This window comes from Milkweed yellows phytoplasma str. MW1, from assembly GCF_000309485.1.
GTDB lineage: Bacteria > Bacillota_I > Bacilli_A > Acholeplasmatales > Acholeplasmataceae > Phytoplasma.
In genome coordinates, this window is sequence record NZ_AKIL01000047.1 from 1 (window position 1) to 5,111 (window position 5,111).

Below are 5,111 nucleotides of genomic sequence, written 5' to 3' on the forward strand. Positions count from 1 at the left end.
CATGTAACTATTCGTCTTTATGAATCCAAAAAGTATTTATAAACTAAAATTTGATTAATCAAAATATATTTCCTTTTTCAGGCAAAAAAGAAAACAAGCATCTTCGTCTTTTTTTTAGGTCTTTGGATAGAAGCAAATAATCTCTAAAAAAGTTTGACACTTTTGTGGGATTATATGTTAAATATTTATATTGATTAAATGTTTTTATTTTATCATTTTTTTATAATTTTTTTCGATCTAAATTAGATAAACTTAGTTATTTATTTCTATTCATATATTATCTAAAAAAATTAATTCTTTTTTAAATTAACCTCTCATAAAAAAAGATACGATTATTATGGATTTGTAATAAAATTAAGGTTTAAATTGTTTTATTCATGAATAAGGGCTTTTTTAGTAAAAATTAACTCCATTCAAAGACAAGATAATTTTTACACAATTATGAACTTTAAAGAATTTATAAGCAAATACATTTATCAAAACAGGGACAAAATATTAATTTATTCTATTTTTTTAATCTTTTTTCTTTTCCTACATATATTATATTTTATGTTTATCTGATACAGATAAAAAAGAGATAAAGAAAAACTTTAACCATGGCTATTATTACTTTATATGACACTCCACTAATGATTTTTGACTTTAAATAGCGGAGTGAACGGGTTTAATCCAAAGCGTTGAAACGGAAAACGGCGATTATATTAATAGCGCTGATATGTTGTTTTTAAAAGAATTAGCTGAGAGAATGTCAAAAAAATTAGTTATCAAAATGTTTCTTTATAATGGTATTTTAAACGCTATTTAAAATGATGTCTGAGAAGGCATAAACGGCATAATAGGAATGTTTAATGCTGCCAAGGAAAGAAGAATGTGATAAAATGATCTTTATTCCTTACATCGATTACAAATTAGGTATTTTAGCGAGACAAGATGATGAATGTTTGAATGCGGCAGAAAAAATGTTAATTTCAATCTTATGACTGAGGAATTTACAAGTCAAATTTATACTACGCAAAAAAACTATCCGTTTTGCTTCTTTTTCTGGTTCAGCGTTTGATCGCAAAATCATTCCTCATTTGTATAATCAAAACGATAAAGCATTTGTCCAACATGAAAAAAACGCTTGGAGAACTGATTTGACTTCTTGCATGAAAGCAGTTGAACAAGATAACATCAATATTTTAATTCAAGATTATCAAAATTTAGTTCCTATTAAAACTAAAAATAGCGATAAATTTAAATTATTGAAATTTGATATAGAAAAATCGGGTTTATCAAAAGTGGATGTACCACCTTTATCTATTTTTTTAAATAAAGACAATGTTGAATTAAAAAAACAATTTGAAACACATTTAAAAAACATAAAAGTTTTAAAAGAAACTGATGTTAATGATTTGCCGGCTAAATTAGAACATTTTAATACTGGCGAAGATAGCAAATACCAAAAATACCTTAATACTTCTCAAACTACATATGACCAAAATTTAAACAAAGACAAAACCCTTGAAAAACGAAACCACTTTTGGTCAAATTTATGGCGCTCTTTACCGTCCTATAAAACAGTTTTTATGATTACCTTATTAATAACTATGAATGAATTGTTTTTAGGTTTATTATTGGCTCTTTTGTAGCATTCATAAAAACTATACTTTATAACGATCACAAAGTCTTAATAAAATGGTTGTTTATTTCCAAAAAAACCTTCTCTCTTTTAATAGATTTTTTCATGAATATTTGTAAATCGGTTTTAATAGCTGCGCAAAGTTTTCTTATTTTATAATTCATTAGTTTATTTTTATCTTTTTAAATATTTTAAAGGTGTTTTATATGTGACTTCTTTAATTGTGTTTTTGTTAAATACCGCTTTTAATTTAACTAATATTATGTTAAAACATATTAATTTTTTAGATCGAGAACAAAAATAGAAGCAGGTTGCGCTTTAGAAATAGAAAGAAAACAAGTTTTTTGCTATATTATTTAAAACAAATATTTAAAAGAACGAATTCCGTCTTTTTGGAACTAATGGATTATTAATTTAAAAGAAACTTCTTGATTTTCTGTTATTGGAATAGTAATTTTATTTATATCATATGGACAGCAGAAAGTAATATTTCTATTACTTTCGATGCCATTACGCCTTTTTTATATTGGTAAGTATCATTTGTATCGTCGTTTTAGTCAGTTTAAATAATTTTACAAGCAAAAAAATACAAAAATGTAATCATTAAAAGACGATAAGAAGATAAAAAATAAACCCTTTTTAAGTGGTTTGTTTTGTTATATGATAAAGAGTGATCAGTTTATTAAAAATTTTAACATATAAGGGATTACATTTGTTCTAAAAGAGGTATGCCTAAAATATTTAACCCTTCTTTTAAAACAGTAGAAACAGTTTTAATCAATAATCCGTTCGCTGTTTGTAAAACTAAATCGTCAGTTAAAATTTTTTCCAGAGTGTAAAATTGATTAATAGTTTTAGCTAATTTCAGCAAATATCTCGCTAGTATACTCGGCATATTATCTTTTTTCGCTTTTTCTAAAACAGAAGAAAACTGATCCATTAACTTAATTAAAGCGAAATAATGGTCTTGAGCGAAATAAGCCTTCATTTGAACCCATTTTTTTTCCACAGAATCATCGCTTTTTTTTAATTGTTTAATAACAGAATTAAGCCTGGCAATAGTGTATTGCAAGTAAGGCCCTGTGTTGCCTTCAAACTGTAACATGTGTTTTAAATTAAATTCAATGTTTAAATGGCGATCATTTTTCAAATCATTAAAGACAACAGCGCCGATCGCTATTTTTTGAGCTTTTTCATGAATATTAGTTAAATTGTGGTTTTTTTCTTGAATCGTTTTTTCTGCTTCTTTAGTAGTAGCTTCCAAAATATCAATCAATCTATAATTATTGCTTTTACGAGTCGAAATCTTTGCATTTTCAAACAATACTAAACCAAAATTCACATGTTCTAAGTCGCAATCATAACCCATGATCTTATCCATCGCTTGTTTTAATTGTTGATAATGTAATTTTTGTTCGTTTCCTACAACGTATAAAGTTTTTTGAAAATTAAATCTTTCTTTACGGTAAAGAATACAAGCCATATCTCTAGTCAAATAAAGAGTGCTTCCGTTGTCTTTTTGTATTAAAGCAGGCGGAATACCTTCTAATGGCATAATATAAGCCTTTTGATCTAACAATAATAAATTTTTAGTACGTAAATCTTCCACTAAAGCCATACTTTTATCATGATAAAAAGATTCACCAATATAATGATCAAAAGAAATATTTAATAAATCATAAATTTTACGAAATTCAGTTAAAGAAATATCTTTAAACCATTTCCATAAAGCAACTATTTCGGGATCTTTTTCTTCTAATTTTTTAAAAATTTCTCTAGCGTCTTGGTTTAATTGTTCGTCTGTTTCTGCTTGTTCATGAAAATAAATATAAAGTTTTTGCAGTTCATTAATAGGGTCTTTTAAAACTAATTCTTTCTTCCCCCATTTTTGAAAAGCTAAAATCATTTTACCAAATTGAGTTCCCCAATCGCCTAAATGATTGATTCCTACAATTTGATAACCTAATTTATTATAAATATTTTTCAGGGAATTACCAATAACTGTAGAACGAAGATGACCGATAGAAAAGTTTTTAGCAATATTAGGAGAAGAATAATCTATAATAATAGTTTGATTATTAGGTTTTAATTGTCCATAGTTAGCGCCTGATTCGCAAACATCTGTTAAAACTTTTTTACTAATCAAATGACGATTAATTTTAATATTTAAAAAACCTTTATCAAAAAAAATATCTTCTATTTCGCTTAAACTCATCAAATCAGCTTTAAAAGTGTTAAAAATTTCTAAAATATCTTTTTGTAAAGTTTTTTGATAAACAAAAAGAGCTAAGTAAAAATCAAATAATTTATTTTTATCATTGTGTTTAATAATCGTTTTAATGTTGTATTTATTATTTAATGTGTTTTCTATTGTTTGTTTAATTGTGTCTAAATGCATAAAAATGGTTCCTTATTTTTAAGTTATTTTTTATAAAAACTATGAATTTTAAAACATTGTTATATCATAATCGCACTTTTAAAAGAAAAATAACATTATTTTGATAAAAAATAGTTACAGGAAATAATATGGTTCTAATTCTAATTGATCTAACACCTTTTGAAAAGCATTATTTAAAGGAATTTCCAAAGATATTTTTTTTTCTTTTTGAGGATGAGAAAAATCTAATTTTTTGGCATGCAATAACTGGGTCTTGATATTTTCATTATGATTGCCGTATAAATTATCGCCCACAATAGAGTGCTTTAAATGAGACAAATGAACTCTTATTTGATGTGTCCTGCCTGTTTCTAACTCTAATTCTAATAAAGAATAATGTTCAAATCTTTGTAAAGTTTTAAAATGGGTAACTGAGGGTTTTCCTTTAGAAGTGACAGACATTTTCAAACGGTTTTTCACATCTCTTCCGATAGGCAAATCAATGGTTCCGCGCTGTCCTAAAAAACCATGAATTAAAGCCCAGTAAGTCCTTTTAACATGCCTTTTTTGCAACAATTCTTGCATTTGAACGATGGTTTCTTCAGTTTTTCCGATAATCATTAAACCTGTAGTATCTTTATCTAAACGATGTACAATACCTGGTCTTGTACCTTGTATTTTTTTTAAAACCGGTATTTGGTATAATAAACCGTTCACCAAAGTGATTCCTTTATAACTAGAAGAAGGGTGGACCACTAAATTAACCGGTTTGTTAATTACTGCTAAATCATCATCCTCATAAACAATATCCAAATCTAAAGGAATAGGATCTAATTCGTTAACAACATTTTTAGTAATTATTTCTACCTTTATTTCATCGTTATTTTTCAAAAGATAACTTTTTTTCTGTTTTTGATCGTTTATTAAGACTTCTCCAGAAGAAATCAAATTTTGGCATTTGTTTTTGCTTAAATTTAATTTTTGCACCAAAAAAACATCAAAACGCATGCCTGTTTCTATTTCTTCAACCAAAAATTTATTCATATTTCACATCAAGCCTTTCTAACCCAATAGAATAAGATTTGTTCACTTACAAATAAATAAAAAAATAAA

General features: G+C 26.1%; 4 protein-coding genes. 2 read left to right on the forward strand and 2 right to left on the reverse strand.

Features of this window, described 5'->3' with window-relative positions:
- Positions 1-848: 848 nt before the first annotated feature.
- The gene (locus RI76_RS03280) at positions 849-980 is read left to right on the forward strand and encodes a hypothetical protein (protein ID WP_017192291.1); all 132 of its coding nucleotides are present in this window, start codon (positions 849-851) and stop codon (positions 978-980) included.
- A 96-nt stretch (positions 981-1,076) separates the two neighbouring features.
- Complete coding sequence (locus RI76_RS01100; protein ID WP_017192292.1) at positions 1,077-1,631, forward strand: hypothetical protein; 555 nt, start codon at positions 1,077-1,079, stop codon at positions 1,629-1,631.
- Between the two features lie 696 nt (positions 1,632-2,327).
- On the opposite strand, the gene argS is transcribed toward RI76_RS01100, so the two are convergent.
- Positions 2,328-4,019, reverse strand: coding sequence for an arginine--tRNA ligase (gene argS / locus RI76_RS01105; RefSeq protein ID WP_017192295.1), 1,692 nt, complete (start codon positions 4,017-4,019; stop codon positions 2,328-2,330).
- Between the two features lie 114 nt (positions 4,020-4,133).
- Positions 4,134-5,042: an RluA family pseudouridine synthase gene (locus RI76_RS01110; RefSeq protein WP_017192296.1), complete on the reverse strand. Its 909-nt coding sequence runs from the start codon at positions 5,040-5,042 to the stop codon at positions 4,134-4,136.
- Positions 5,043-5,111: the final 69 nt, after the last annotated feature.